Here is a 25,222-nt window from a genome sequence, read left to right as displayed (position 1 = left end):
CATGCGCGGACGTGGGGTAATCGCGGGTGCGCTCGCGGTCTGCGGATTGGTGCTGTCGTCGACTCCGGCGCACGCCGATCAGTACGACTTCATCGCGCAGCTCGACAACATGGGCGTCTACTACAGCTCGATGGTCGACATGATCGAGATCGGCAAGGAGCTCTGTCACGAGCTTCGCTTCGGGGTGCCACCGCCGGCGGTGCTGGGCAAGCTGCAACGAACGGGGTTCGCGCCGGCGGAGTCGGCGATCGTGCTGCTGTCGGCAGTCAACACGATGTGCCTGGACGCCAAGCCGGCGGTCGTCGAATGGGCACGCGGGATCGGCTACACGCAGCCGCTGTAGGTGCTCGAGATGTTCGCCAAGGTGTACGGGCGGTCGTGATGGCAAGCCGCGGTGCGGATTCCGGTGGAGTGGCCGGTGTCTTCGGCCTGCTGCTCCTGATCTGGGTGGTCGTCACCTACTACTGGATCATCATCGGGGTCGGCGTCGCCATCGGGTTGTTCTTCGCGATCCGGGCGCTTGTCCGTCGCGAGCAGGAGCGTCGGCTGGCGGCCGCCCGCGAGGCCGAAATCCTGGCTCACCGTGCCGACCGTCAGCATCGTTGGGCGCGTCGCGGCGACGCCAGGGGGATCTACGGCGTCGAGGGCGCGAAGTTAATGGGCTCGCTCTCGCCACAGCCCTCAGTACCGTCGGCCGATGCGCCCGACGAGAACCATGACTTCGCCGAGATCGTCCATACCTCAGCCGAACTCGACAGGCTGTTGGCTGAGAAGCGGACGGAGTGGCGGTGGGCGGCGTTCGTGTCCGTTCTCGTCCAACGTCTCGCGGATGTGCGGCCGCGGCTACGCGATCTCGACCTGGGCTACACAACGGCGCGGGGTCCCTACGCACGCAACGGCCCGCAGGTGGCTGCTTTCGTCGAAGACTGCCTTGACGACCTCTACGAACTCGCCCATCAGGTCGAATCGTTCATCCGCGCACCGGCGCTCATGGACGTGTTCGGTGATAACGAGAGCACCGCCGACGCCGAGGGCATCGTGCACGCGGCCAACCGGCTGATGGACTCTTACGAGCGGTTCCTCGAGCTGGCCGAGCGGTGCCGTGATGTCCGCGTGCCCTCGGCGTACACCGGACTGCTCGCCGACTGCAAGCTGCTGATGGATGTTCCGCTCGACGGCTTCCACGCGTTCATCGACGAACTCGTCGAGCTGGTCGAGGAGATGCCCACGGTAGCGCGTTACGCGCCAGGCGATGTCGATTACGGCACGGTCGTGCTAGAGGTTGTCGTCGATGATGACCTCATCGACCGAATCGACAGACAGGTGCGCGCCGCCGCCAAGGATTAAGCGCCGGGAGGCAGTTCCCGGGGGCCGCTGCGTGCGTTCAGTTCACAAGGGCCGCCCCCGGTGAGTTCGGCGCGGTGGTCGCCTTTCGCCACTGCCGGCGACGAGTGCTCCGCACCGCCGCCAAGCCGGCCGTAGCCCTGTCGGTCAACGTCCCCCCATACCGTCGAGGTCGTCCGTGCGCGAGCCGTCGCATCAGAACCGCGTTCTCGCGCAACGTCTTCGCCCTCTTCGAGGTGAGTGGTCACCTTTCGGGTGCGCTTGAGCGAGAAGTGGATCTCTTCGGTTTCCTCGAGGACCTGCCGTGCGCTCCGCAGCGGTTTGGTGGTGGTGTCGATCGCGTTGACGATGATCGGCGGCACCAGCGGGCGAATCCAGCGCGCGGCGGCACGCGTGACATCCGGGATGCCCGGGATCAGCGGACGTCCGGCCTCCTTGGCGGGCTCCACCGCGCGGTCTTCCTCGACGGGTGCGGGCAGGTTCTCTGGCTCCTCCACTTCCGGTACCCCTGCAATCAAGCTCGCCGCTTCGGCCTCCGCAGCAATCGGCAAGTACACGTCTTCGGTTTCGGAAATGCGTTCCGCACGTGCAGGAATCGCGGTGTCGACCGCTTCCATCACTCGGCGGCGCTGCTGCTCGCGATCGATCTCCAGTTGCGCCTCGACAGCCATGCGGGCGCTCGCGAGCTGCTGCTCAGCCCACATCGTGTCGATGGCCGCACGCACCTCGGCCCGCTTCACCGCGACCGCCGTGTCGGCGTCCAGCTCGGCGCGGTCCCGCGCGACGTCGGCGGCGATCCCGCGATCCTGCGACGTCTCACCGCGCCACCGCCGAAGAATCAGCGGCAGGAGGCTCAGCAGGACGAAGAAGCCGTCGACAAGAATCCGCAACACCAGCGCCCCCGGGTTCGCCAGCGTGTGGTCATTCATCGCGACCCACCGTGCGCCGAGTCCCCGATCCGCATCGGCCGTCGCGGCCTGCCGGGCTTGCGCCAGCGTCTGCTCGGCGTCGGCGACCTGGGCATCGAGCGCGGGCGCACGAAGATCGCGCTCGGCCAGCGCGGCGTCGAGGCTCTCCTGGGCGTCGGCGAGGAAGTCGTTCGCCGTCCGGTTCTCGGGTCCGGCGCCGGGCACGCCGGTGATGACGGTCTGCGGGCACTCGGGTCGGGGATTGAACTCGCAGCGCGCCACCACCAGCGCGTCCTGCCGGCGCTGCACGGCCCGCTCGACAGCGGCGTCGAGCTCGCCGCGCGCGGCCCGGCTGCGGTCCACGTCGGCCGCGGCCTTCGCGACGGCCGGGCTGGAGTCGGCCGTGCGCGCCGCCCGCTCGTCGAGAAGACGATCGACCGATCCGGAGAACACGACGACGGCGGCAAGCTCACCGACCACAAGCCCGACCACGACCGCGACCGCGGTGCGTCCCGCGACGCCAGACCCACGTACGGCCCCCGCGGCGATCGCGCGGCTCAAAGCACCGATCAACACCCCGAACACCGACGTCACCGCAATGACGGTCGCCAACGACCAGGATGTCGACTCGGCCAGGGCAGAGGCGGCCACAAGCCACGCCAGCAGCGCCGTGACCAGCACCACCACACCGGCGCTGACCAGGGTGGACCGCTCGTGGCGGGCAGCCACGTCGCGCGGCTCGCCGCCAGAGAGCCAGATGAGGCCTGACGCGATCGGCGAGGCGGCAGTGCCGACCTCAGAACTCCTGTGGACGCCCATTAAAACTCCAAACGTGCAGGTCAAGGCATGAAAGAGTGCTACCGACGGCCCTGTCGGTGTAGTGCCAGGCGGAACCCCCCGCGGATCGCACCATCACGCCATGCGAATGCCGCCGATTCTCCCACAGCGGGGTGTCGGCCGTTCTTCGCGGACGTCGGGTTGCGCACGTATGGCCGTGTCACCGCACCGGCGCCGGCTCGTATGGTGACCGCATGAAGAAGGCGCGAATCGGCCGCATCGCCCAGCAGGTCGCGGCAATAGTTGTCACGGCAGTCACCGCGGCCTCGACGCTCAACGGCTACCGACCGCTGGTGCGTAAGGGCTACCCGTCGATCTTCTCGTTCGGGTTCGGTTTGGTGGTGAGCGAGTTCCCACTGCAGACGCTGGTGAGCCAGATCGGCGGTCTGGCGTTGACCACTCGGCGCCTGAGCCGTCCGGTGCGCGTGGTCGCGTGGGTGGTGGCCGCCATCTCGGCGATCGGGCTGCTGAACTTCAACCGCGCGGGCCACAAAGCGGCTGCCCCGCTGACTGAGGCGCTGGACCGCGGCCTGGGCGCCGATCGCCGCACCGACTCGTCGGGCCTGTGGCGCCAGCCGGCCGGCGGCGGTACCGCCAAGACGCCGGGCGCGCTGCGGATGATGCGCATCTACCGCGACTACGCCCACGACGGCGACATCAGCTACGGCGAATACAGCCGGGCGAACCAGCTCGACATCTGGCGTCGTCCCGACCTCGACCGAAACGGCAAGGCACCGGTCCTGTTCCAGATCCCTGGCGGCGCCTGGGTGACGGGAAACAAACGCGGACAGGCACATCCCTTGATGAGTCATCTCGCCGAGCTCGGCTGGATCTGCGTGGCGATCAATTACCGCCACAGCCCACGCAACACGTGGCCCGACCACATCGTCGACGTCAAACGCGCGCTGGCGTGGGTCAAGACGCACATCGCCGAGTACGGCGGTGACCCGGACTTCATCGCGATCACCGGCGGCTCGGCCGGCGGGCATCTGTCGTCGCTGGCGGCGCTGACGCCCAACGACCCGCGGTATCAGCCGGGCTTCGAAGACGTCGACACCCGGGTGCAGGCCGCGGTGCCGTTCTACGGCGTCTACGACTTCACCCGCTTCGAGGACGCGATGCATCCGTCGATGCCCGAACTGCTCGAGCAGATGGTCATCAAGCAACCGCAGAAGTCGGCCTTCGAGACCTACTTCGAGGCGTCACCGGTGAACCACATCACCGCCGACGCGCCGCCGTTCTTCGTCTTGCACGGGACCAACGACTCGCTGGTTCCCGTCGAGCAGGCGCGCGCGTTCGTCACCAAGCTGCGGGACGTCAGCGCCCAGCCGGTCGCATACGCCGAATTGCCCTTTGCACAGCACGCTTTCGACATGTTCGGTTCGGCACGCGCCGCCCACGCGGCCGTCGCTGTCGAGCACTTCTTAGCCGATATCTACGCGAACCGGCAGCAGGCGACGCAATCGAAAAACCTCCGCTCGTCGTGAGGGGCCGCCGCTATTGCCGTGACGAAACGGCCACGATTTTATGTGTCAAACAGGGCTGGGCCGGCGGTAGGCTCTCGAGCGTGGAGCCTGACAATCTTGAAGCCCGCGTGTCAGCGCTGGAAACCCAGGTGCGTGGGCTTGCGCAGCGGGTACAGGCGAGTGAGCAGGACGCCGCAGCGGCCCGTGTCCTCGCCGGCGCGGCCGACCGCGACGTCACCGAATTCCACACAGAGCTTCGCGACTTTCGTCGGGCCACTGTCTCCGGCTTCAACGCCTTGCGCGATGACATGACTGATTTGCGCAGCGAAATGCGCGGAAAACTCGAGGTAGCGGCCGCAGGCCAACAGCACATCGTTGACCTCTTGGAAAGGCTCATCGGCGATCAGGGCTGACGCTCGGCGAGCCGGCCAAACACGCCGTCTGCCATGCAACGTCCGATTACTGGTTTGCGCCACGGAGCCAATACCATGGCTACCGCTATGACCGACACTGCTCTGACGGCTGCGCCGAGCGCCGACGCCGCGCCACCTGGCCGTATCTCCGCTGAGGCCGGCCGCCGCAGGACGTTCGCCGTCATCAGCCACCCCGACGCCGGCAAATCGACGTTGACCGAGGCTCTGGCTCTGCACGCGCGGGCGATCACCGAGGCCGGCGCGGTGCACGGCAAAGCGGGTCGGCGCGCAACGGTGTCGGACTGGATGGAGATGGAGAAGGCCAGGGGCATCTCGATCACCTCGACGGCATTGCAGTTCCCGTACCGCGACTGCGTCATCAACCTGCTCGACACCCCCGGCCACGCCGATTTCTCGGAAGACACCTACCGGGTGCTGACGGCCGTCGACTCGGCGGTGATGCTCATCGACGCGGCCAAAGGTCTTGAGCCCCAGACCTTGAAGCTGTTTCAGGTGTGTAAGCACCGTGGGATTCCGATCATCACAGTGATCAACAAGTGGGACCGTCCCGGGCATCACGCCCTGGAATTGATGGGCGAGATCCAGGAGCGAATCGGGTTGCGCCCCACGCCTTTGACGTGGCCGGTCGGCATCGCCGGCGACTTCAAGGGTGTGCTCGACCGGCGGAGCGGCAACTTCATCCGGTTCACCCGCACCGCGGGCGGTGCCACCGCGGCCCCCGAGGAGCACATCGCGGCAGCCGATGCCCACGCTGCTGCCGGCGACGACTGGGACACCGCCGTCGAGGAGAGTGAACTGCTGTCCGCCGACGGCGCCGATTACGACCGCGAGCAGTTCCTCAGCGACGAGGCCTCACCGGTGCTGTTCACGTCGGCGGCGTTGAACTTCGGCGTGAACCAGCTTCTCGACGTGCTGGTCGGACTCGCGCCGGCGCCCAGCGGAGCCGTCGACGTCGAGGGAGCGCGTCGCCCGGTCGAATCACCGTTCAGCGCTTTCGTTTTCAAGGTGCAAGCGGGCATGGATTCGGCACACCGCGACCGCATCGCGTACGCGCGGGTGGTGTCGGGCACCTTCGAGCGTGGAGATGTCCTGACTCATGCGGCGACGGGCAAGCCGTTCGTGACGAAGTATGCGCAGTCGGTGTTCGGCCAGCAGCGCGCCACACTGGACACGGCGTGGCCGGGTGATGTGATCGGGCTCGCCAACGCCGCCGCGCTGCGCCCGGGTGACACGCTGTATCGCGATGTGGCCGTTCAATATCCGCCGATCCCGAGCTTCTCCCCCGAGCATTTCGCCGTTGCGCGCGGCACGGATCCGAGTAAGCACAAGCAGTTTCGTCGCGGGATCGAGCAGCTCGAGCAGGAAGGCGTCGTGCAGGTGCTGCGCTCAGACCGGCGCGGCGATCAGGCACCGGTGCTGGCCGCGGTCGGACCGATGCAGTTCGAGGTTGCCGTGCACCGGATGGCGACCGAGTTCAGCACCCCGATTGCGCTGGAGTCGTTGCCGTATCAAGTGGCGCGGGTCGTCGACCCCGCCGACGCCGAGTTCATGGACAAGCAGGTGTCGGCCGAAGTGCTCACCCGCAGCGACGGCGTCATGCTCGTGCTGTTCTCGACGCCGTGGCGGCTCGACGGCTTCCAGCGCGACAACCCCGACATCAAGCTGGGGTCGTTGGTGGCGGCGTAGACCTCGCAGTCCTCGGGCGCCGTATCAACCCGGCGGATCGAACGAGACGACCTTGCCCCGGTTGATCGACACCCAGTCCCTGGCCTCCAGATACGGACGGAAGGTCTCGGTGATGGCCTGCTGGTCGGCGGGCGTCTTGGGCCGCTGCAGCTCGTAGAGGTGCGGGAACTCGGTCCACGCGACGACGGCGTCCCACAGCCGTAGCGCCGCCTCCCCTGCCGGCGGGTCGATGAGCACCGGCCCGAACAGGCACTGCCCGTCGGGAAAGAACAGCGTCGGCACGCCGTAGCCGCCGGCGTCGACGACGCGCTGGTGGTCGGCCATCACCTCGTCGTTGGTGGTCGGGTCGGCGATGGCCTGGTCGACGAGCCCGGGATCGAAGCCGAGTTCCTCCAAAAGTGCTCGGGCGACAGCTTTTTCGTGTGGCTTGTGCCCTTCGACGTGCAGCGATCGTGCCGCGCGTTCGTACCATGCGTCGAGGTCGGCCATCGACTGCCGGCGCAACAGCGCGCCGATGCGCATCATCGACCAGCCGTACGACCACTCCCGCTCCCACGGGTGCTTCTTGCCCTCTTGGCGGTTGATCTCCTCGAGGCTGAAGAAGCGCCAGTTCACCTCCAGGCGGCTGTGCTCGCGCACCTTGCGGATCCACCGCGATGTCTGATACGCGAACGGGCACATGACGTCGAAGTGAAAATCAACGGCGACAGGACGATTAGTCACATCTGAACCTCGGATCTGCGCGGCCACTGGTCGTCATCCTGCCAGTTGGACATGCCGGAGTCGACGGTCGTACCGTCCCGCGTCAGGCGGGCGGCAGCGTGCGTCGTGAGTAACGGTGGCTTCAGGCCCGCAACGTCGGCCAGAGGAGGTCGAACAGTCGCTCCTCCCAGCCGTTCGCAATGCGGCCCGTGCGAGCGCGCTCGGCGATGACAGCGCCGACCACGGCGTCGATGAGGGTGGCGCCGTCAAGGTCGGCGCGAAACGATCCGTCGGCCTTGGCCGCGTCGATCACCGATGCCAGCTCGGCCCGCTCCTTGGCCAGGATGCGCCGGAAGAGCTTGGTGAAGTCGGGGTCGTCGTCGGTGAGCATGGCAGCGAGACCGCCGAAGCCGATGCCGACCTCGATGGCCTTGACCGCCTCTGCGATGAGCCAGCGGAACCGATCCGGTGCCGCGGTTGATGCGGCGAGGGGTTCAGGAGAGGTCACCCGCGTCAGCGCGGCGGCAAGCATGTCGCGGCGGTCGCGATGTCGCCGGTAGATGGTGGTCTTGGCGATGCCGGAGCGCGCCGCCACCGCCTCGACGGTCACGGAGCTGGGCCCTTTGGTGCGCAGGAGCGCCAGGGTGGCCTCGGTAATACCGTCGTCGACGTCGCGTCGCTGTGCCATCGCACCTCCTCTGGCCGGGAATATCTCCGGCTGGAAAAACGCTACACTAAACGTAGCGCTACGATATGCGTAGCGTTTCGCTGAAGCTTACGAGAGGTGATATCGATGTTGAGGGCGCTAGGACGGATTCCGCCGACTGCGGTTGGTTATGTGTGCCTGCTGCTGAGTTTCGCGGCGCTCGGGACCTTCGTTTACGCGCTGGCCGCTCAAAGTGCGGTGGCGGGAATCATCGGGGCCGGCATGGTCGTGTTGATGGTGATGGCAGTGGCGGGCTTCCGCGTTGGTGCCCGCAAGCGCGCAGAGTCCAACGACAGCGGTATCGAGATCCCCAGCGAGAACATCTGGGCGCGACCGCTGCGCCGCGAGCAGATCGACCACTATCTGTCGACGTACCGAGGTGCGCGGGATAACCACGAACAGTTGTTGGATGCCGCCACGTCCATGCCCGCCGAGTCGACGAGGGAGCTGGAACGGCAAGCCGCCTGACGCTTGACACGCTGCGCCCGGGTGACACGCTGATCGCGATGCACCCGGGCAGTTCTCTAGATACCGAGCCTCGGTGCGAGACCTCCGGGGCGGTCCCAGAAGCGAAATTGGTGCGTCCCGGTGCGCCGGGGGCGTGTTAAGAATCTAGAACACCATCATTTCGAGGCGGGGTATGTCTGTGCTGGTCGATCCGGAGGTCCTGCGGGCCTTCGCCGCGCACGTCGATGTCATCACCGGTCGCATCACCGGTGCCGCGGTGGGCCCCACGACCACTGCGGCGGCCGACGGGTTGCCCGGGTCGACAACGCAGTGGGCGGCCCGTTCGGTCGGTGAGCATTTCACCGAGGTGGCCGAGAACCTGGCGCAGGATGTAGCTCGGATGGGCAAGGCCGTGCGCGGTGCCGGGGACACTTTCGAGGTGACGGACGAAGCCTTGGCCGGCGAATTCGACGGGCTGTTCTGATCCGATGCTGCCCTCTCGCCCGACTCTCCAGAGTTGGAATCCAGAGTCGTTGGCGACGTCGGCCGCGGCGATTGCCACGGCGGCGCAGACAGTCGTCGATGGCGTGTCGGGCATCGATGACGCATGCACGCGGATGCCGGAAACGCGGGCGTGGTCAGGCGTGTCGCACGCCGCGGCGAGCGCAATGTTCGGTCGGGCGAAGCGCCAAGCGTCGACGTTCTCGGATTACGCCAAGGCGGTCTCGGCGGCATTGAGTAGTGGTGCCGAGTCGATCGGGAGTGCGCGTAAAGCGTTGTTGGCCAAGGCCGACGAGCTCGACGCGGGTCCGTTGAGCGTCAGTGACCAATGGGTCGTGCTCGTCGACCCGGTCTACATGTCCGAGGAGGACATGGCCAAGCTGCAGGCGTTGGCTCTGCAGGAGCAGGCCACCGTCAACGCGATGCTGATCGCTGTCGGTGACGCCGACGACGCGACAGCGAACGCGGTGACGGCCGCAGGTAGCCAGTTCGGGTTCGTTGAGGCGGGACTGCCTGCCGATCTGGGCGGCATCCTGCTACCCACGGCGCAGCGACCACCCGATGAGGTGGCCGATCCCCGAACACCCTTCGGCGCGGTGGCGCAGGAAGCGATTCGTTCCGCCGATCAGCAGCAGAATGTGCGGGAAGTCGTCGAGTCCACCAACGCGTACGGCGAGGAGGTGACGACGGTGATCAAACAGGACGACAGCAAGGCCGTCACCACCCGCATGGATCCGTTCGAGTGGCCCAGCAAGCAGAACTTCTACGAGCTCGAGGAGTTCGACAAGAACGGTGACTTTGTAGCGCGTACCAGTTCGTGGCATGACCTGTCCAACGATTGTGACTACACGTCAATCACTTTCGCCGATGGCTCGAACTGGACGATGTCGATGGACCCCACCGGCCACCGACAGGCCGGCTTCACTACCTCAGACGGTCGACACAGTGCGGTGCCCGTCGAGCTGATCGACAACATATCGACGGGTACCACAGCTGCGACGTCGGGATTGGAGAAGCACATCGCCCGTGGCGGATCCTTGCCGATGGTCACCGCGGAAACGGCCGAAAATATCGGAAAGACAATGAAGTTCGGCGGACCGGCAGTGACAGTCGCGACAACGGTCTTTGACATGGTGATGGCCGAGTCGGACAAAGATCGGTGCATTGCACTGGTGGCCGGGGTGGCCGGTAGTGGTGGAGGCTGGGGCCTCGCTGAGTTCGGTGCGGCAGCTGGCGCAGCGACTGGTCCCCTGGCGGTAGGAGCCGTGCCGCTTCTTACCATTATCGGGGCCGTCGCCGGAACTGTAGGCGGCGTGGAAATGGGTAAGTTCATTGGTGAGGTCGTGTGTCCGTACTGAATCTTCCCGAACCCGCGAACTGGGCCAAGGTCAACCGACGCCTGTATTGGCTAGTCATCGGCGTATCGGCGGGCCTGCTCTACTTTGTCGTTCGCGGTATCTTGGCCGGCCTCCGAGGCAACTACCTGACGACCGTACTACTGATCGGCTTCGTCACGTTTCCAGTGTTGATGATGGCGGGCCTACTGCTGGCCGCCACAGGCAGGACGCAGACCCGAACATCCAACGATCCAACGGGATTCACCGTCTGGCCGGACAAGCGGGTGGGCGTGCTGTACGTCGTGGGGCTGATTGTCATGGCCCCATCGGGTGCCCTTCTGGCGCTCTATCTGCCGCGAGGAGCAATCGACATTCCGATGTCCCGTGGGTTGCAGATCTTCTCACCACCGCTCTTTGCCCTAACAGCTTTGTTCTCCGTCATCGCTCTCGTCGCGTGGGTGCGGCGTGGCGGCATCGGCTACCTCAAGTTCACCCCGGCGATGGTCGAGATCGCCGACGTTCTGAAGACGAGAGTTTTGGAGTGGGACGACGTTGTCGATGTCAAGGACCACTCAGACACCAAGGACGGAAGGAAGGCCGGTAGGGCGGTGGTGCTGTGCTTGCGCGACGGCACCGAGGAAGTCATAGGCGGACTGAACTTGTACGTGCCGACTGGAGTGCCGCTCTACTGGATGGTGCGCCACTACTGGAAACATCCCGAGGATCGGATGGAGTTGGTGGGTCACCGTGCGGCCGAGCGGTTTCGTGAGGGGCGATTCGCGCTCGATTAACGACCGAAGCGCTCGGCGGCGACAGGGGCACGGTGCGCCGTTAGCCCTTCATCGCATTCGTTTTATGGCCCAGGCCGGTAGGGACCCCGCGCACCGCCCGTCTCTGAGGACGTGACAGCTTCCCGGCCTGCCCCAGCCCGGCATAGGGTGGTCGCCGTGGCAGACACGCTCGACCCGATGCAAATCGTGGTCCGGATCCTGACCGAGAACGGCCCGCTCGGCAAGGACGTCATCGTGGCGCGCCTGAAAGACAGCGGTGTGGCTGACGCTGAGGACGCCGTCGGTGGGCTGCTCGACGAAATGGCGAGCCCAGTAAGGCAATTGATCGACGAGCGCTGGATGTGGCTGCCAGCGGTGGTGGATGCACGGATGTTCACGCACCGTGTAGACGCCGACGAGCTGGCCCATGACTTCCTCCGGGTGTACCCGGACCTGGACCCCATTACCGATCTTTGCGAGTACGCGGAATTTCAGCGGTTCGCTGACGGCACAGCGGCGCACGTGGCGATGCCCGACTACGACGATGATCTGCTCGAGGAGCGGCGCATTCCGCTGGACGTAATCGACGAGCCCGGAGTGCTGCTGCTCGCGCCGGGCACGCTGGGAAGGCTGGGCATGCGCGAGGGCGAGCTGGTCGGGTTGCGACTGGAGTCGCAGGGGCTGGTGGTCGAGCGCATCGCCGCGACCGCGCAGGCGTCGACTGTCGGTGCGCGGCTCAAGGCGATCGTCGACGACACCGAAGAGCCCGTGTCCCTCCAAGACGCGGTGTGGACGGAGTGCGTCGAAGATCCGAGCGCATTCGCCAAGCCGCTACCGCCGCTGGGTGAAATCATCGAGGACAGCGGCCTCATCCACCAGGCCGGATTGCTGGCACCGGCCGAATTCGATTTCGATGCTTGGCGTTTCGAGCTGAACTGCAAGATGCTCGCCCGAGAGCATGACCTCGATCAGGACGACGCCGTCGCCCTCTACACGCTGATCAGAATCTTCGACCGGATGTCGATGGCGCTGGAGTCAGGCGAGGAATCCGTTCCTGAGTCGCTCTTCGCGCTGACGGCCAAGGTCGGGGGTGTCCTTGCCGATCCGCAGTTGGCAGCAGTTTTCACGGACAGAACGCTCCGCGCAGGGCGCCGCGGTGCGGCCACGTTGAGTCTGTTCGCCGAGACGCTGGAGCCGAAGGTGCCTCGCGCCGCACGCGTCGCCTACCGGTGGCTGCGGGCCCTGGCCCTGGAGCAGCTCGGCGAAGTCGAGGCTGCCGAAAGCGAACTTCTGGCCGCCGAATCGATGGATCCCGACTGGCCGATGACGTTGTTGGAACTGGCGCGTTTCGCGTCCGATCGCGGCGACGCCGAACGCGGATTGTCGTTACTTGACCGTGCCGGTATCCCGCCCGATTACCACTTGGTCCAGTTACTGGAGCAGCACCGGGCCGAGGCGCGCGCTGACATCGGCCGAAACGAGCCGTGCTGGTGCGGTTCTGGGCGCAAGTACAAGAAATGTCACCTCGGCCGCGAGGCGCTGCCGCTGCAGGACCGTGTCCGCTGGTTATTCGCGAAGGCCGCCCAGCACGTGTCGATGACCGACTGGGAGGAAGTGCTTTTCGAGGTCGCCCTCGAACGCAGCCAATACTTCGAAGGTGATTCGCGCGAGGCCTTGGACGCGGCGATATCCGACTTGCTGGTAATGGACGCGGTGTTGTTCGAGGGCGGGGCGTTGGCCGACTTCCTCGAGGTGCGTGGATTCTTGCTGCCCGAGGACGAGCGACTGCTCGCCGAGCAGTGGCTGCTGTCGGACCGATCGGTCTTCGACGTCGAGCAGGTCCGCCCGGGCCGGGGTCTCACTGTGCGCGACGTGCGCACCGGCGACACCTACGACGTTCGTGAGCGCCAGGCCAGCCGCGGCCTGAAGCCCGGACAGCTGATCTGCGCGCGGGTGATTCCCGCCGGGGACACCATGCAGTTCTCCGGATCGGTCGAACCCGTCGCACTGCACGAGAGAGATGCGTTGATCGAGCTACTCGACAACGAGCCGGACCCGGCCACGTTGGTGGAACAGTTGAGCCGCCGGTTCGCGCCGCCGAGGCTGACCAACACCGAAGGCGAACCGACCGTCCTCTGCGAGGCGACGGTGCGAGTCGGACCGGGGATCGAGGCAGCGCTCGACGAGAATTACGACCGACCGGATGAGTCGCCGCTGTGGTTAGAACACGTTGTGACCCATGGCATGCGGCGGGTACGGGCCACGCTTGAGCTCGACGGCGACGCGTTGCGGGTCAGAACCAACAGCGAGCAGCGGATGGACCGAGTGCTGGCTGCTCTGGCGGCTCTTGACCCGGAAGTGGAGGTGCTCGACGACGCCCGCGTCTCCGTGCCCACCGTCCGCGAGGCCACCGCACTTGCCGAGCGGATGCCGCAGACCGGCGAGGGCACGCTGGACGCGGCCGATCCGGAGGTGGGCGAGGCGCTCACCGAGTTCATCCGGGAGTACGAGACCAAGTGGCTCGACGAGCCGATCCCCGCTCTGGACGGTTACACGCCTCGACAGGCCGCCGATGATCCGACGCGACGAGACGACTTGATCAGGTTGCTCGGTACCCTCCCCGCCGGCGAAGCCGCGCGCGGGGGCATGGACAGTGACCGGTTACGGGCCGCGCTCGGGCTGATCCATCCGGGCTGACGTCTCCTGCTCCGGAGGCCGCGCTGACCTAATCCGCGGCCGCGATAACTACCGCGGGTGAGATGGTTGCGAGATGGTGCGGTATCACTTGCGGCTCCCCTACCGCGACGAACTCATCAATGGGCCGGCCCCTTAAGCGTCTCAACGTCAGCCGCCTCAGCGGCGCGCCTCGCAGTGCGGGCCGACCAGCTCGGGCCGTCACCCAGAGTCGTTGTCAGACATGGACTATCGTCAGACCCGCAATACCCTCTAGGACATCGAAGTCCTCGTCTTGCGTGACTACCGGCAGCTGCCTGGCGGCCGCGATTGCAGCGATCCATAGGTCATTGATCCGGACCCGTCGGCCCGCCTCGGCCACGTGGACGCGTAGCAGCGCCCAAAGTCGAGCCGCCTCTTCGTCGACCGGAAACGCGGTCATATCTGCGACCGCATCCAACGTGCGAAGGCGACGCGCCCGGATCTCCGAGGTCCGCGCCGCGAGGACACCTGCATTCAGTTCGGCGAGAGTCACCACCGTCGTGGCCAGCTGCTCCGGAATCAGTGACGTCTCCAGTTGCCGCCCGTTCTCGTCGGCGATGAAGACCGAGGTGTCGAGGATGCCGGCCACGGGCCGATCGGTCGTCACAACTCGTCGAGGTCGTCGGTGGTTTCACCGGCGAGCATCGCGAGGTCATCACGCAAGCCGGGGTCCGCCTGGCTGGTTTGGAGCCGCTTGACCAATTCTGCCTTCGAGACCCACCGCCGACGTTTCGGCTCGACCGCGGCGATCACCGCGACGGCTCGTCCATTCACCGTGATCGTCACCTCTTCGCCTGCTTGAACGCGACGAAGCACGCCGGCCGTGTCGTTTCGCAGTTCGCGGGAGGCCACCGTGGACATGCTACGAGCGTAGCACTTATGTAGCACATAGATGGCCGACCGAGTAAGACGCCGATAGGTACTCCACGGTGGTCATGCGGTCGCTTCCCAGCCGTAACGGCTGTCGAGCAACGCCGTCACGCTTCTTGACTGCCAAGCGCGCCCGTCAGGAGCGCGTTGACCCGACGAATTCAGCACCCGCGCGGCCGCTGCGCGAGTCACTCCGCACCCCTCTACCAGCCAACACACATAGCCGAGGAGAGCCTGGCGGCGCTCGGGCCATGGCAACCCGGCCTGGGGAAGTGTTGGTGGCCAATCATTTTCGTGCGGGCCCACTGGCATGGCAGTCGCAGCCTGCGCGACGACCCTCTCGAGGCTGTCCACCCCTGCCGCGGCCAGCGCCGCCCGATCGAGAGCATCGACGGCCTGCACCTCGCACCGCAACGCGTGGTCGATTTCGTTTATGCCACCCGCGTCTGGGACGGGCCAGAAATCGTGGCCCACCAGCAGGTCGAGTCCGTGCCGTTGCAGCACTAGGCTCAACCGACGGTAATGCTGCTCGCGTCCGAGGTCCGCCAGCGGATCAGGCATCCATATCGGCAGCCGGGTCGCGATCGCCCGGGCTACCGCTGCGACGACGGCTTCGACCTCGGTCAAGTGGTCGTGCGAGGCGGGCGCGCCTGAGGCGAAAGCAAACATCGCCGCGATCGTGGCTGAGCCCGGCTCGGCGCGGGCCGTCAATTGTTCACAGCGGCGGACGGTTTCGTCGTCGCCGAGCACGATGACCGGTGGTGCGGTCGCGTTGTTGGGTCGAATCAAGGCCAGCTCCCCTCGGCAGGCGAGACACCGGGCCGGGCTGAGGCGGGGCGTCTTCGAAGTTGATTCGACGGTATCGGGACCTGCCGACAATTCCGTGCGCCCGCGACGAAGTTGCGAAGTCCCGCCCCGAGGAATGGGAAGACGCCGCGGGAAAGATATGAGAACACGCGCGTCGCCGACACCCGCCTGTACAACGCCTGCGAGTGCGGGACAGGTCTATGACGGCGTCAGGACACCGCCGCACCGAGCTCCGCGTAGACGGCGGCTTCGAACTTGAGGATGGTCTCGACCATCTTGGCGTCGAAGAACGGCAGCAACTGCGTGGCGATGACGGCGCCGATCCCCGCCTTGCGGTCGATCCAGAAGAAGCTGTTGAACAGTCCTGACCAGTCGGCCGAGCCCGCGCTGCGCATCCCGGGTAGATCCGTCAGGTAAAGGTGAAAGCCGAGGCCCCATCCCTGCGGCACGTCGAGCAGCTCGACCGGGTTGGCCAGCTCGGGGACGGTCGGTTCCATCTTCTTCGGTAGTGGTGCGCCGTCGAGATGGTCGCGCAGGGCGAGTTCCACGGTCTCCTGTTTGAGGATGCGCGTTCCGTCGAGTTCGCCGCCGTTGAGCCAGGCGCGTACGAATCGTCCGTAGTCGGCGATCGTGCCGTAGGAGCCGTGGCCGGCGGCGTCCCACTCGGGGTTGGCGGGCAGGTCGAGGTCGGTCGGTACGAGGCTGCCGTCCGGCGCCCGAAAGCGGATGGGCAGCAAGCGAGCACGCTGCTCGTCGCTCGGGGCGAATGTCGAGTCGGTCATCCCGAGTGGTTCGTAGACGTGCTCGGCGAGGTAGTCGGCGAGCGTCTGTCCGCTCACGGCCTCGACGACCACGCCGAGCCAGTCGGTGCTGACGCCGTACTCCCAGACCGTGCCGGGATCATTGACCAGCGGCGCGTGGATGCCCTGCTTGAGTCCGTCGAGCGGAGTGGGAAAGCCTCGCTCGGTGCAGAAGGTGAAGAGCTTCTGGTTCATGAAGTGGTAGCCGCAGCCGGCCGTGTGGTTCATCACCTGGCGGACGGTCGCCTGCGCCTTGGGTGCACGCAGGACCGGCTCGCCGCCCTCGAAGCCATCGAGCACTTGGAGGTCACCGAATTCCGGCACGATCGAGGCGACGGGCGCGTCGAGGTCGATGCGTCCCTGTTCGACGAGCTGCAGCGCGGCGGTCGTGGCGACGGCCTTGGTCATGGATGCGTTGCGGAACATGCTGTCGCCCTTGGCATCACCGGCCACGCCTTCGTAGAGGACGCCGTCGCGGCCGACCACGGTGGCGGCGACCCCGTGGAGTGAGCCGTCGGCCGTCACCCCGTTCACTAGGTCATCGATTCGCTCGAACCCCATCTGAAGCTCCTTCATGTAGGACTCGATTCGCTCGCATTGTTGCGAGATCAGCACGGCGTGACTGCGCTCTGTCGACTTAGTCAAACATGCGGCGGGCGTCCTTGATCACAGATCCCGGCAGCGAGCACCATCCGTCTCTACCTGACTGAGCAAGCCGCTTATCACCAAGCAAACTGACATTGAGGGAACGCGACGTACAGGCACGGACACGGCTCGTTTACCCGAGTTTGCCACGCACGCTCTCGAGCACCGTTAACATCGAGCAAACAACTCCCACATCTATGGAAAGTGCTGCATAGGGACCGATGGCGCTGATCACTAGCTTCCGTTACAGGAACGACCGGATGGTTCATTTCAGGACGCGGGTGGAGTGCGGTTGGACGTACGACCGATCCAACGATCAGACGAGAATCCTCCAGCTGGAAACGTATGCATCCGACGGCACAACCAGCCAAGTCATCCAGCTGGATATGGAGCGCGCGAAAGATCTCCTCACAATCATCAAAGAGGTCTTTCCTGCTCTCGATTGAATTGTTAATCGCGTTGCGAGTCGGACCATGCGATGACCTGCGGACATACAGGCGAACCTCAGCCCGCTTCGAGAGCGGTTGTCCTTCCGCGCAGCTGACTATAGGAGTGCGATCTTGTGACCGACCTTGACCAGCTGACGGCCGAAGACCCAGTAGTACGCCAGCTCGCCCGGATCATGCGAGACGGACAACCATCAACGCTGGATGAAGCAGTCACCGAACTCTCTCAGCTCGTAGATCCCGCAAGAGTTCAGGTGGCAGCCGGTAGGATCCGCGAGTTAAACGAGCAGATACAACAAGCTCAGACGCCAACAAGCGTCGTAGCCGGCAACATCGAGTCGTGGTACCCGGGTCCACGGGAAGAGGACCGAAACTGGTCCGCGCTGGTGGAAATTCTCCGCAGTGAGGGGTGGAGCGACGATATGATCCATGATCTCAACCAGTCCTCTACGAAGGTTGTAGCAAACCTTCCCAATCCTGCGGGTGAGGGTGAGTACCAGTGCCGGGGGTTGGTCCTCGGCTACGTTCAGAGCGGCAAGACGACGAACTTCACTGCGGTCATCGCGAAAGCCGCGGATGCTGGTTACAGGATGTTCATCGTGCTCTCGGGTATTCACGACGCGCTTCGCCAGCAGACCCAGGACCGCCTGAACGAACAACTTTGGGAGCCCCTGCCAGAAAAGTGGCACCGACTGACCAACGAACAAGACTTCCGGCCGACCGACAACGTCGATGCCCTGCTGTCGACGCGTGATCAACGCGTCTTGGCCGTCGTAAAAAAGAATGGACCACGCCTTCGAGCTCTGAAGAATTGGCTTTTCGCTGCAAGATCGGAGGTGCTCGCAGGATGCCCCGTCCTGATAATCGATGACGAGGCAGATCAGGCCACCGTCAATACTGCGAAGGCGGATCGTCAGCCGACGCGCATCAACGGCCTAATTCGCGCGATCGTGAACGGTGTGCCGAAATCGGCCTACGTCGGATACACCGCAACTCCATTTGCCAATGTGTTAATTGATCCGAAGGAGTATGCCGATCTATATCCACGGGACTTCATCGTCGACCTTCCGCGGCCAACGGTTTACATAGGACCAGAGGCTATCTTCGGGAGGGAGCCTCTAAACTTCGACGACACCGATGTCGGCGACGACGGCCACAATTTCGTGCGATCGGTACCTGACGATGAGATCGACGACCTCCGGCCGAAAGGCGCTGCCAAACGCCACCTCTTCGAGCCCCAGATCACGGAGAGCTTGAACTCAGCCCTCAGGTACTTTCTGATGAGCACCGCCGCTAGGCGTATACGCCGCAAGGGTAACCTACACGCAACTGCCCTCGTGCATTCCTCACAGCATATCGATGTACACGAACGCACTGCCGAACAGATTAAGGCTCACCTTAAGTCGTTATCGACACGACTAGCGCGTCACGACTCAGAACTATTGGCCACTTTGGAGGAACAGTGGCTGGACGAGTGTGCACAAGTCCGCGCGGATGCATTCGGGGTTGAGCCCGTCGAGTGGATCGATATTCGAGACGAGTTACCAGCTGTCGCCGAAGCCACAGAAGTCATCACCGATAACTCCCGCAGTCTCGAACGTTTGAACTTCGACGACGCGAATCCACGAATCATCGTGGCTGTCGGGGGCAACACACTTTCCCGTGGATTGACCCTCGAAGGATTGGCCGTTTCCTTCTTCGTTAGAACCGCATCCGCCTATGACACATTGCTGCAGATGGGTAGATGGTTTGGCTACCGAAACGGCTACGCAGACTTGACTCGCATATGGATGACCGACGAGATGCGCGAGTGGTTCCACCATCTCGCGACCGTGGAGCAGGAGATCAGATACGACATTGAGCGCCTCGAAGTCGAACACCTGACGCCGGAGCAGTTTGGGGTCCGGATCCGTACGCATCCCAAACTGGCGATTACAGCCGCGGCAAAAATGCAGCACGCGCAACGAGCCCAAGTTTCGTACGCCGGCCGGCGACTACAAACCATCTTGTTCAATCATAAAGACAAGGAATGGCTTTCGAGCAATATAGACGCCGCGCGGGCGCTCCTGCGATCAGTCGACGGAGCCGAGCGTCATGCCAAAGGTGGATTATCCATTATCCGTGGCGTCGACAGCCAGCACATCATCAGCTTCTTATCGGCGTACAACTTCCACGAAAACAGCCGGGATCTTGATGGTGAGCTCATCAGCAGGTACATACTCAGCCGCCGAGACGAGGGCGAGTTGCTGAAGTTCAACATCGCTGTAATGGGACGCAGTAGCGAGTCGGACTACCTCGGTGAGTTAGATCTTGGGCTGTCCGCCAAGGTCGGCTGCATCAATCGTGCCCGACTTGACGTGGTAGGCGGGCAGACGTACGCAGACATCAAGGCACTCATGAGCCGAAATGATCGAGTTATCGATCTTGAATTGCCCGAAGGTGAGTTGACGGAGAAGACGTCTAATGCCCGCTTAGTGCAGTTGCGCAACGCCCCCGGTGGACCGACCGGCGGCTATGGTGACGGCTCCGGACTTCTGCTGCTGTACCCCGTTTCGAAAGACAGCAAGCCAGTCCGAGGATCAGCTAGCACGCGCGCCGCGTTGGGCGCCGTTGAGCATGCACTCGGCGTCGGAATAGTCTTTCCGGAAAGCGGTTCATCAAGAGCAGATGTGGAATATGTAACCGCAGACGTTGCTGCGATGTCCGGGGTCGAGGTTGAAGCTCCGGACGAGAACGACGTTCCGGAAGAGCCCGAGATCCGGGAGGCCGAGTGATCGACGATGTCAGGCTCGCGTTCACAGCGCTTCGTTCCCAAAAGCGTCCGTCAGGAACAGATTTGTCTGTATTGCAAATCCCCTCGGCCGAGGGGGTATTCGTCGGGCTCGATGAGCAATCACGTCAGCATGTGCTCTTAGCGCGAAAAAACGACACGGTACCGACAACCGACATCGCTACTCTTGCGGTATCACCGCGAGAGCTGCTCATCAATGGCGTTCATAGAGACTTGATCGATGTTGTCTGCCTCTTACCCTCGCTTGCCGAAGTGTTCGACTACTTCATCGTCGGGGTCATTGAAAAATTCGAACGCGACGGCGGGGCCCCCGCCATGCGGTGGATGCGGTACTGCTGGAGTGGCGGCAGTTCTTGACTGCATCGCCGAGACTTCCGAGCCACGAGAAGATAGCAACGCTTATTGGTGAGTTGCTTGTGCTAATGGATGCGATCGATGCCGGCGGCGCAACGGCACTTAATTCGTGGGTAGGACCTTTCGGCGCTCGGCACGACTTCAGGCACGGCCCAACCGCCATGGAGGTCAAGACGACCAAAACTCATACCAGCTACCGGATCACCGTTCACGGTGAGGACCAGCTCCTGCCGCCGGATGGCGGACGCCTACTTCTGCATATCGTGCGACTCGAACGTGTCCCAGGTAGTGGACATTCGGTCGCGTCATTGGTGAATCACATACTCGGTAAGGGTGTTTCAGCGGATAAGCTATTCAAGGCTCTCGCTGACTCCAAGTTCCTCGCCGCCGATCTGGCGTCCACTGCGGAGGCCACCTATGAAGTTCGCGAGCGAGTCACATTGCCGGTTGACGATCGTATGCCGCGCATCATTCCCAAGTCATTCGTTGGAGGCAGGCGGCCGACTGGAGTTCTTGACCTGAGTTACGTCGTCGACCTGGAGAACCTGCTCGACCGCGCTCTAACAGCGGCGGAATACAGCGAGCTTCTTCAAGCGATGGGATCTGGTCCAACGGAATGATTCGATTAGAACGATATTCCGAACCGTACAACGCGACGGGTGGATTGGCTGCAGTTGGAGTGCTCAACCAACTGGGTCGGCCCGACACAGAACCGTTGGAAGTTCTAGTCCGAGAAGCAATCCAGAACTGCTGGGATGCAAAGCGGCCCGATGTCAATGGGATTCGGATTGAGGTCGGACGTCGAGTTCTCGATCCGACGCAGATCAGCACGTTGCGCGAACGAATCCTGGTTGACCCGCCGCTGGGCCTTCGCCTCGGCGAGCAGCTCGTAGACGGCATGCAAACTTTGTACATTGCCGACTTCGGAACCCATGGCCTCGGAGGACCCACCCGGGCAGACGGTCACGGGGAACCGCGCGACTTCGTCGATTTTCTCCGAAACATCGGACAACCACCTGATAAGGAGTTCGGTGGAGGCTCATTCGGGTATGGAAAAGCCGCGTTCTACATAGCTAGCCGGGCACAGACCATCATCGTTGACACCCTCTGCGACACGGGACACGGTGAGCTTGAACGACGCCTACTCGCGTGTGGTCTCGGGGATACCTTCGAGATCGAAGGTCGCCCGTACACTGGGCGTCACTGGTGGGGACGAATCAGCCAAGGTGTTCCCGAGCCGCTTCTCGGCGAGGATGCGGCACAGATCGCTCGCGAACTCGGACTTCCCGACCGGGAAGACTCCGAATCGATGGGAACCACCGTCGTTGTCGTCGCACCAGCCGTCACTGTGCAGAGTTCGGACGGGATCGACGCCACCATGGACTTCATCGCAGAAGCGTTGGCGTGGAATTTCTGGCCTCGCATGATCGATACGCCCGGGGGCGCTCGACGCTCGATGGAATTCGCAGTCGTCGATAACGACGCATCTGTTCGTATTCCGAATCCACGGCACCACCCGCGACTGCGGGGGTTCGTCGAAGCAATGGACGTAATGCGTCGCGAACCTGGCGATGAGGACGAACTGGTAATCGACAAACCTATCAAGGCACTTCGGCCCGCAAAGACGCTCGGACGGTTGACTATACAAAAGGGTCCGATAGCACCGGTCGATTTGCCGGATCGTCCAGTTCCTCAAGGCGCTCGGATGACTGCGGTATCCGTGCATCACATCGCACTGATGCGAACGCCCGAGCTCGTGGTCCGTTACATGCCGGGTGCAACGCCCGTGATCGGGAAAATCGGTTACTCAGGTGTATTCAAATGCGCACTTGATGTTGACGAGATGTTCAAAGCTGCTGAGCCGCCAACACATGACGATTGGATCTACCGGTTCGTCCACGACCCCCGTTGGCGATCATTCGTCAAGATTGCACTCGAACGGGTGCAGACGCACTGCCGGAGTGCCGCTGGATACGACACCTCGCTCAAGAGTGTCCACGAAGCCGACGGTATTCCACTCGGCGAATTCGCCGACGCATTGGCCGCACTCATGCCCGGTCACGAAGGACCTGGTGCACGACGCCCTGCTGCCGGGAAGAAGACCCAAGCCAAGCGCAGGCGGCGCCGCGCGCCAGGAAGCCGCGATATCGACAGAGCTGCCGAGGAAACGTGGGTTGACGGTGAAAGGCGTTCAGACACACCAAATCATCCGGGAGACGAACGTTCCGGCGCAAGCGCGGAAACTATGTCACGCTCCCTACGGCCCCCTCAGACGCGATCCGGAGGCGACCCATCGCCGACAATCGCTCCAGATGGCGTACCAGTCGTCAGGTATCCCTTTGAATTACGGACGCGGGGCAACCGGGTTCGGTTGTCCGCAACAGTCGAAATCCTTACAAATGACGGCGGCCAAGTCGAATCCGAAGCGCCCGCAGGGTACGTCGCGCCAAGTGTTCGGGCTTGGATCAATCCGGCAGGCGAACGCTATTCAGTTGCGGAGATCAGCACGGGCCCAGACGGAGTGGATGGTCTCTGGACAGTCGAGGTTGAACTTCGCGAGGAAATGATGCAATTAGATATTAGCGCGGAGAGCGCATGAGGACCCCCGCGGCCGCGCCCTATCTACTTCCGCCAGAAACGGCGATGGCCGGCCTCCCTTGGTGCACCGCCGACGGCTCCGAGGTGGTCGACCGACTCGATCATTGGGATCCGTTCACCGATCTCGAACTGATACGGACGGTCGAGGTCGACCTAGATATGGTTCGCGAATCTTGTCTATTGGGGAGAGAGGCGTCATTCGCTATAACCGCAACGTGGAGCTGCACCACGACGCGATTGGGCGGAAGTGGTCGCGTCGTCGAACTCGGCGCGGAGGAAGGGGCGATCCGAACAACCCTCGAACTCGCCATTCCCGGAGCCATGGCGGGTGGCCGACTTAACCTTGCAACCCGGCTTGTCCTCCGACATCGTGGCGACGGTTCCTCACCAATCTCGCCACGCCGACCGGGAACAATACTCTGGGTCGAGACATCGCAGGTCGCTCTGGAGGGCGGCGCGTCGCGCTTCCCGATTACCGCTGTCGACTTTTCACAGACTCCTCACTTCCCAGACAATGCGGCATGGGCGCTCGACTGGAACCCAGACGACCTCGAAGCCCCAGTACTTGGTGGCTTACGGTTGATCGTCAATTCACACCATGACGTGCTTCCGAATCTCCTCCGCTCGGGCAGTTCTGACTTGCGGACCCATGTCGTGCGCTCGTTCGTAATGTTCGACGTGGCGCGATCGCTGATATTGGGAGGGCTCGGAAACGACCGCTTTGTCGAGAATCCAGACGCCTTCGAAGAGGATTCCGTGGGCCGTCTGTTGTCTGACCTGATTGCGACCTGCTGGCCAGGCGTTCCAGTGTCGACGCTGCGGTCGCGAAGCGTTGACGAATCTCCACGCTTCAATGCCGAGTTACAGGCGCGTTTTGGAGTGATCGGTTAATGCTCGTTCTACCCCGCCTCGCGCGTGAGCCTGCATTGCAGCTGCTTGCAACTCTCCCGCTCTCGGGCCTGAAGCAACTCGCTGCGGCGATGCCCGACACAGGTCAGACGGTGACATATACACCTGTTGGAGGAACACGAATCTCGGATGGCGAATTGTCCACCCTGCGGGATGAACTCGTCACCTTGGCCCGTGAACACGGCATGCCGTACCCGATCCAGAATCCATCGGAGTTCGAAGGTCGCGCCGCGCGCCTACTCCGTCAGCGCCTGGACATTAGCCCCAACGAGGCCTCGCACGAAGAGGTATGGACTTACCTCACCTGCTGCTGGCTACTCGATGTCGCAGTATGGCGGTTCGGGTCACAAGCTGATCCCCGGCGATTCATCGGCAACATAAACCGCAACACATTTCGGCGCTTGTGGTGGCGCGCAGAAGTCCTAGGGCCGGATATCGACCTAACGCAACTCGGCGAAGACGAATTGGTCAACATCATGGAGCGCCCGACAATCGCGGCAGACCTGCGCCTTGCCCGAGGTGTGGCCAGGGAGTTTCTTTCACGTGTAGACCGCGGTGCCGCGGAATCTCGCATGCAGCTCATGCGAGACGCGATGAAAAGGCTTCTGCGGCTGACTCCGGTGGTGTCCTTCGCTGCACTTGACGACAACGAACTGGAATCAGCAATCGAGGAAATCTTCAACGCAGCTGCAGTCGGCATCACAGACCAACCTGCGGGTACCGCCGGACGCCACCGTGCGTTGGAGGAAACGCCGCAATCGTCGCCGCGGCGGCTCATGCAGCCCAGCGCCGGCGTTCTTCGGATCCCGCGATTGATGATTTACGACGTCGCTTTTCCGCCGAGGCCCGCAGCCGATGCAGCGCATGACCAAGACTTCGACGGCGCCGTTTCGAAGGCTCTTCAGATTGCCCGAACCACTGGCCGCGTCACAAACACGAACCTACGCGAGATGGCTGCCATAACGTCGGGGGAGGCACGTGAGGTGCTTCAGGCATTGGTTCGTGACGGAGCACTCGCCCGGCGCGGCGTCCGCCGAGGGACCTATTACGTGCTGGCCGAAGCGGCAGCTGATGAAAGCACACGATCTTGACGCCCACGCGGCGGCCTTCCGGCATTAAGAACGCGATGCCGGAACTGCCGCTGAAGGT

The 25,222-nt window shown here is 63.7% G+C and carries 23 protein-coding genes; 16 read left to right on the top strand and 7 right to left on the bottom strand.

What is annotated here, in order from left to right; all coding sequences use genetic code 11:
* Position 1: 1 nt before the first annotated feature.
* Positions 2–343, top strand: a complete 342-nt coding sequence (locus AU198_RS00250) for a DUF732 domain-containing protein (RefSeq protein WP_064345488.1) — start codon at positions 2–4, stop codon at positions 341–343.
* A 38-nt stretch (positions 344–381) separates the two neighbouring features.
* On the top strand, positions 382–1,347 hold the full coding sequence (locus tag AU198_RS00245) for a hypothetical protein (RefSeq protein WP_064345487.1): 966 nt from the start codon (positions 382–384) through the stop codon (positions 1,345–1,347).
* Here the strand turns inward: AU198_RS00245 and AU198_RS00240 are convergent.
* The gene (locus AU198_RS00240) at positions 1,344–3,071 is read right to left on the bottom strand and encodes a DUF4407 domain-containing protein (protein WP_064345486.1); all 1,728 of its coding nucleotides are present in this window, start codon (positions 3,069–3,071) and stop codon (positions 1,344–1,346) included. The two genes, AU198_RS00245 and AU198_RS00240, sit on opposite strands and share 4 nt — an antisense overlap.
* A 212-nt stretch (positions 3,072–3,283) precedes the next feature.
* Between AU198_RS00240 and AU198_RS00235 the strand changes: the two genes are divergently transcribed.
* The 3 genes from AU198_RS00235 to AU198_RS00225 all read left to right on the top strand — a co-directional run bounded on the left by AU198_RS00235 (position 3,284) and on the right by AU198_RS00225 (position 6,675).
* Positions 3,284–4,576, top strand: a complete 1,293-nt coding sequence (locus AU198_RS00235) for an alpha/beta hydrolase (protein ID WP_064345485.1) — start codon at positions 3,284–3,286, stop codon at positions 4,574–4,576.
* Between the two features lie 80 nt (positions 4,577–4,656).
* Entirely contained in the window at positions 4,657–4,968 is a 312-nt protein-coding gene (locus AU198_RS00230) for a hypothetical protein (RefSeq protein WP_064345961.1), read from the top strand.
* A gap of 87 nt (positions 4,969–5,055) precedes the next feature.
* Positions 5,056–6,675, top strand: a complete 1,620-nt coding sequence (locus AU198_RS00225; protein WP_064345484.1) for a peptide chain release factor 3 — start codon at positions 5,056–5,058, stop codon at positions 6,673–6,675.
* A gap of 24 nt (positions 6,676–6,699) precedes the next feature.
* On the opposite strand, the gene AU198_RS00220 is transcribed toward AU198_RS00225, so the two are convergent.
* Both AU198_RS00220 and AU198_RS00215 read right to left on the bottom strand, forming a co-directional pair.
* Entirely contained in the window at positions 6,700–7,398 is a 699-nt protein-coding gene (locus AU198_RS00220) for a mycothiol-dependent nitroreductase Rv2466c family protein (protein ID WP_064345960.1), read from the bottom strand.
* Positions 7,399–7,519: 121 nt separating this feature from the next.
* The gene (locus AU198_RS00215) at positions 7,520–8,065 is read right to left on the bottom strand and encodes a TetR/AcrR family transcriptional regulator (protein WP_064345483.1); all 546 of its coding nucleotides are present in this window, start codon (positions 8,063–8,065) and stop codon (positions 7,520–7,522) included.
* 105 nt (positions 8,066–8,170) lie between these two features.
* On the opposite strand from AU198_RS00215, the gene AU198_RS00210 reads away from it, so the two are divergent.
* The 5 genes from AU198_RS00210 to AU198_RS00190 all read left to right on the top strand — a co-directional run bounded on the left by AU198_RS00210 (position 8,171) and on the right by AU198_RS00190 (position 13,835).
* Positions 8,171–8,551, top strand: coding sequence for a hypothetical protein (locus AU198_RS00210; RefSeq protein ID WP_064345482.1), 381 nt, complete (start codon positions 8,171–8,173; stop codon positions 8,549–8,551).
* Between the two features lie 178 nt (positions 8,552–8,729).
* Entirely contained in the window at positions 8,730–9,014 is a 285-nt protein-coding gene (locus AU198_RS00205; protein WP_064345481.1) for a type VII secretion target, read from the top strand.
* Positions 9,015–9,018: 4 nt separating this feature from the next.
* Positions 9,019–10,389 carry a hypothetical protein gene (locus AU198_RS00200; RefSeq protein WP_064345480.1) on the top strand — a complete coding sequence of 457 codons (1,371 nt, stop codon included), beginning with the start codon at positions 9,019–9,021 and terminating at the stop codon, positions 10,387–10,389.
* Complete coding sequence (locus AU198_RS00195) at positions 10,377–11,159, top strand: hypothetical protein (protein ID WP_064345479.1); 783 nt, start codon at positions 10,377–10,379, stop codon at positions 11,157–11,159. Before AU198_RS00200 ends, AU198_RS00195 begins: the two co-directional genes overlap by 13 nt.
* 156 nt (positions 11,160–11,315) lie before the next feature.
* Positions 11,316–13,835, top strand: a complete 2,520-nt coding sequence (locus AU198_RS00190; RefSeq protein WP_082690828.1) for an SEC-C metal-binding domain-containing protein — start codon at positions 11,316–11,318, stop codon at positions 13,833–13,835.
* Between the two features lie 214 nt (positions 13,836–14,049).
* Here AU198_RS00190 and AU198_RS00185 read toward each other — a convergent pair whose 3' ends face one another.
* From AU198_RS00185 to AU198_RS00170, 4 genes are all read right to left on the bottom strand, one after another.
* Positions 14,050–14,460, bottom strand: coding sequence for a type II toxin-antitoxin system VapC family toxin (locus AU198_RS00185; RefSeq protein ID WP_156431431.1), 411 nt, complete (start codon positions 14,458–14,460; stop codon positions 14,050–14,052).
* The gene (locus AU198_RS00180) at positions 14,457–14,714 is read right to left on the bottom strand and encodes a type II toxin-antitoxin system Phd/YefM family antitoxin (protein WP_064345478.1); all 258 of its coding nucleotides are present in this window, start codon (positions 14,712–14,714) and stop codon (positions 14,457–14,459) included. Before AU198_RS00180 ends, AU198_RS00185 begins: the two co-directional genes overlap by 4 nt.
* A 72-nt stretch (positions 14,715–14,786) precedes the next feature.
* A complete protein-coding gene (locus tag AU198_RS00175) occupies positions 14,787–15,512 on the bottom strand; it encodes a hypothetical protein (protein ID WP_156431430.1) in 726 nt (241 codons plus the stop codon).
* 227 nt (positions 15,513–15,739) lie between these two features.
* Positions 15,740–16,891 carry a serine hydrolase domain-containing protein gene (locus tag AU198_RS00170; protein ID WP_064345957.1) on the bottom strand — a complete coding sequence of 384 codons (1,152 nt, stop codon included), beginning with the start codon at positions 16,889–16,891 and terminating at the stop codon, positions 15,740–15,742.
* 646 nt (positions 16,892–17,537) lie between these two features.
* On the opposite strand from AU198_RS00170, the gene AU198_RS00160 reads away from it, so the two are divergent.
* From AU198_RS00160 to AU198_RS00140, 6 genes are read left to right on the top strand one after another with little or no spacing between them, the layout of a single operon-like run.
* Positions 17,538–20,195, top strand: a complete 2,658-nt coding sequence (locus tag AU198_RS00160) for a Z1 domain-containing protein (protein ID WP_064345475.1) — start codon at positions 17,538–17,540, stop codon at positions 20,193–20,195.
* Positions 20,192–20,569 (top strand): hypothetical protein, encoded by a 378-nt coding sequence (locus tag AU198_RS26025; RefSeq protein WP_156431429.1) that lies wholly within the window; start codon positions 20,192–20,194, stop codon positions 20,567–20,569. Before AU198_RS00160 ends, AU198_RS26025 begins: the two co-directional genes overlap by 4 nt.
* A complete protein-coding gene (locus tag AU198_RS00155) occupies positions 20,533–21,186 on the top strand; it encodes a PD-(D/E)XK motif protein (protein WP_064345474.1) in 654 nt (217 codons plus the stop codon). The genes AU198_RS26025 and AU198_RS00155 overlap by 37 nt, the downstream gene beginning before the upstream one ends.
* Before the next feature lie 59 nt (positions 21,187–21,245).
* Positions 21,246–23,165, top strand: a complete 1,920-nt coding sequence (locus AU198_RS26020) for a hypothetical protein (RefSeq protein ID WP_156431428.1) — start codon at positions 21,246–21,248, stop codon at positions 23,163–23,165.
* Positions 23,162–24,055, top strand: coding sequence for a hypothetical protein (locus tag AU198_RS26515; protein ID WP_231744526.1), 894 nt, complete (start codon positions 23,162–23,164; stop codon positions 24,053–24,055). The genes AU198_RS26020 and AU198_RS26515 overlap by 4 nt, the downstream gene beginning before the upstream one ends.
* A complete protein-coding gene (locus tag AU198_RS00140) occupies positions 24,055–25,164 on the top strand; it encodes a DUF6339 family protein (RefSeq protein ID WP_064345471.1) in 1,110 nt (369 codons plus the stop codon). Before AU198_RS26515 ends, AU198_RS00140 begins: the two co-directional genes overlap by 1 nt.
* Positions 25,165–25,222 lie beyond the last annotated feature (58 nt).

The sequence above is a fragment of the Mycobacterium sp. GA-1199 genome (genome assembly GCF_001500045.1).
Lineage (GTDB): Bacteria > Actinomycetota > Actinomycetes > Mycobacteriales > Mycobacteriaceae > Mycobacterium.
This window is presented reverse-complemented; position numbering and strand designations above follow the sequence as displayed.

What these genes read in the sequence shown, in the direction of transcription:
- AU198_RS00225 (WP_064345484.1), top strand. Translation starts at nt 5,056, where the DNA reads ATGACCGACACTGCTCTGACGGCTGCGCCGAGCGCCGACGCCGCGCCA.
- AU198_RS00250 (WP_064345488.1), top strand. Translation starts at nt 2, where the DNA reads ATGCGCGGACGTGGGGTAATCGCGGGTGCGCTCGCGGTCTGCGGATTG.
- AU198_RS00240 (WP_064345486.1), bottom strand. Translation starts at nt 3,071, where the DNA reads ATGGGCGTCCACAGGAGTTCTGAGGTCGGCACTGCCGCCTCGCCGATC.
- AU198_RS00170 (WP_064345957.1), bottom strand. Translation starts at nt 16,891, where the DNA reads ATGGGGTTCGAGCGAATCGATGACCTAGTGAACGGGGTGACGGCCGAC.
- AU198_RS00235 (WP_064345485.1), top strand. Translation starts at nt 3,284, where the DNA reads ATGAAGAAGGCGCGAATCGGCCGCATCGCCCAGCAGGTCGCGGCAATA.
- AU198_RS00180 (WP_064345478.1), bottom strand. Translation starts at nt 14,714, where the DNA reads ATGTCCACGGTGGCCTCCCGCGAACTGCGAAACGACACGGCCGGCGTG.
- AU198_RS00215 (WP_064345483.1), bottom strand. Translation starts at nt 8,065, where the DNA reads ATGGCACAGCGACGCGACGTCGACGACGGTATTACCGAGGCCACCCTG.
- AU198_RS00140 (WP_064345471.1), top strand. Translation starts at nt 24,055, where the DNA reads ATGCTCGTTCTACCCCGCCTCGCGCGTGAGCCTGCATTGCAGCTGCTT.
- AU198_RS26515 (WP_231744526.1), top strand. Translation starts at nt 23,162, where the DNA reads ATGAGGACCCCCGCGGCCGCGCCCTATCTACTTCCGCCAGAAACGGCG.
- AU198_RS00210 (WP_064345482.1), top strand. Translation starts at nt 8,171, where the DNA reads ATGTTGAGGGCGCTAGGACGGATTCCGCCGACTGCGGTTGGTTATGTG.
- AU198_RS00245 (WP_064345487.1), top strand. Translation starts at nt 382, where the DNA reads ATGGCAAGCCGCGGTGCGGATTCCGGTGGAGTGGCCGGTGTCTTCGGC.
- AU198_RS00200 (WP_064345480.1), top strand. Translation starts at nt 9,019, where the DNA reads ATGCTGCCCTCTCGCCCGACTCTCCAGAGTTGGAATCCAGAGTCGTTG.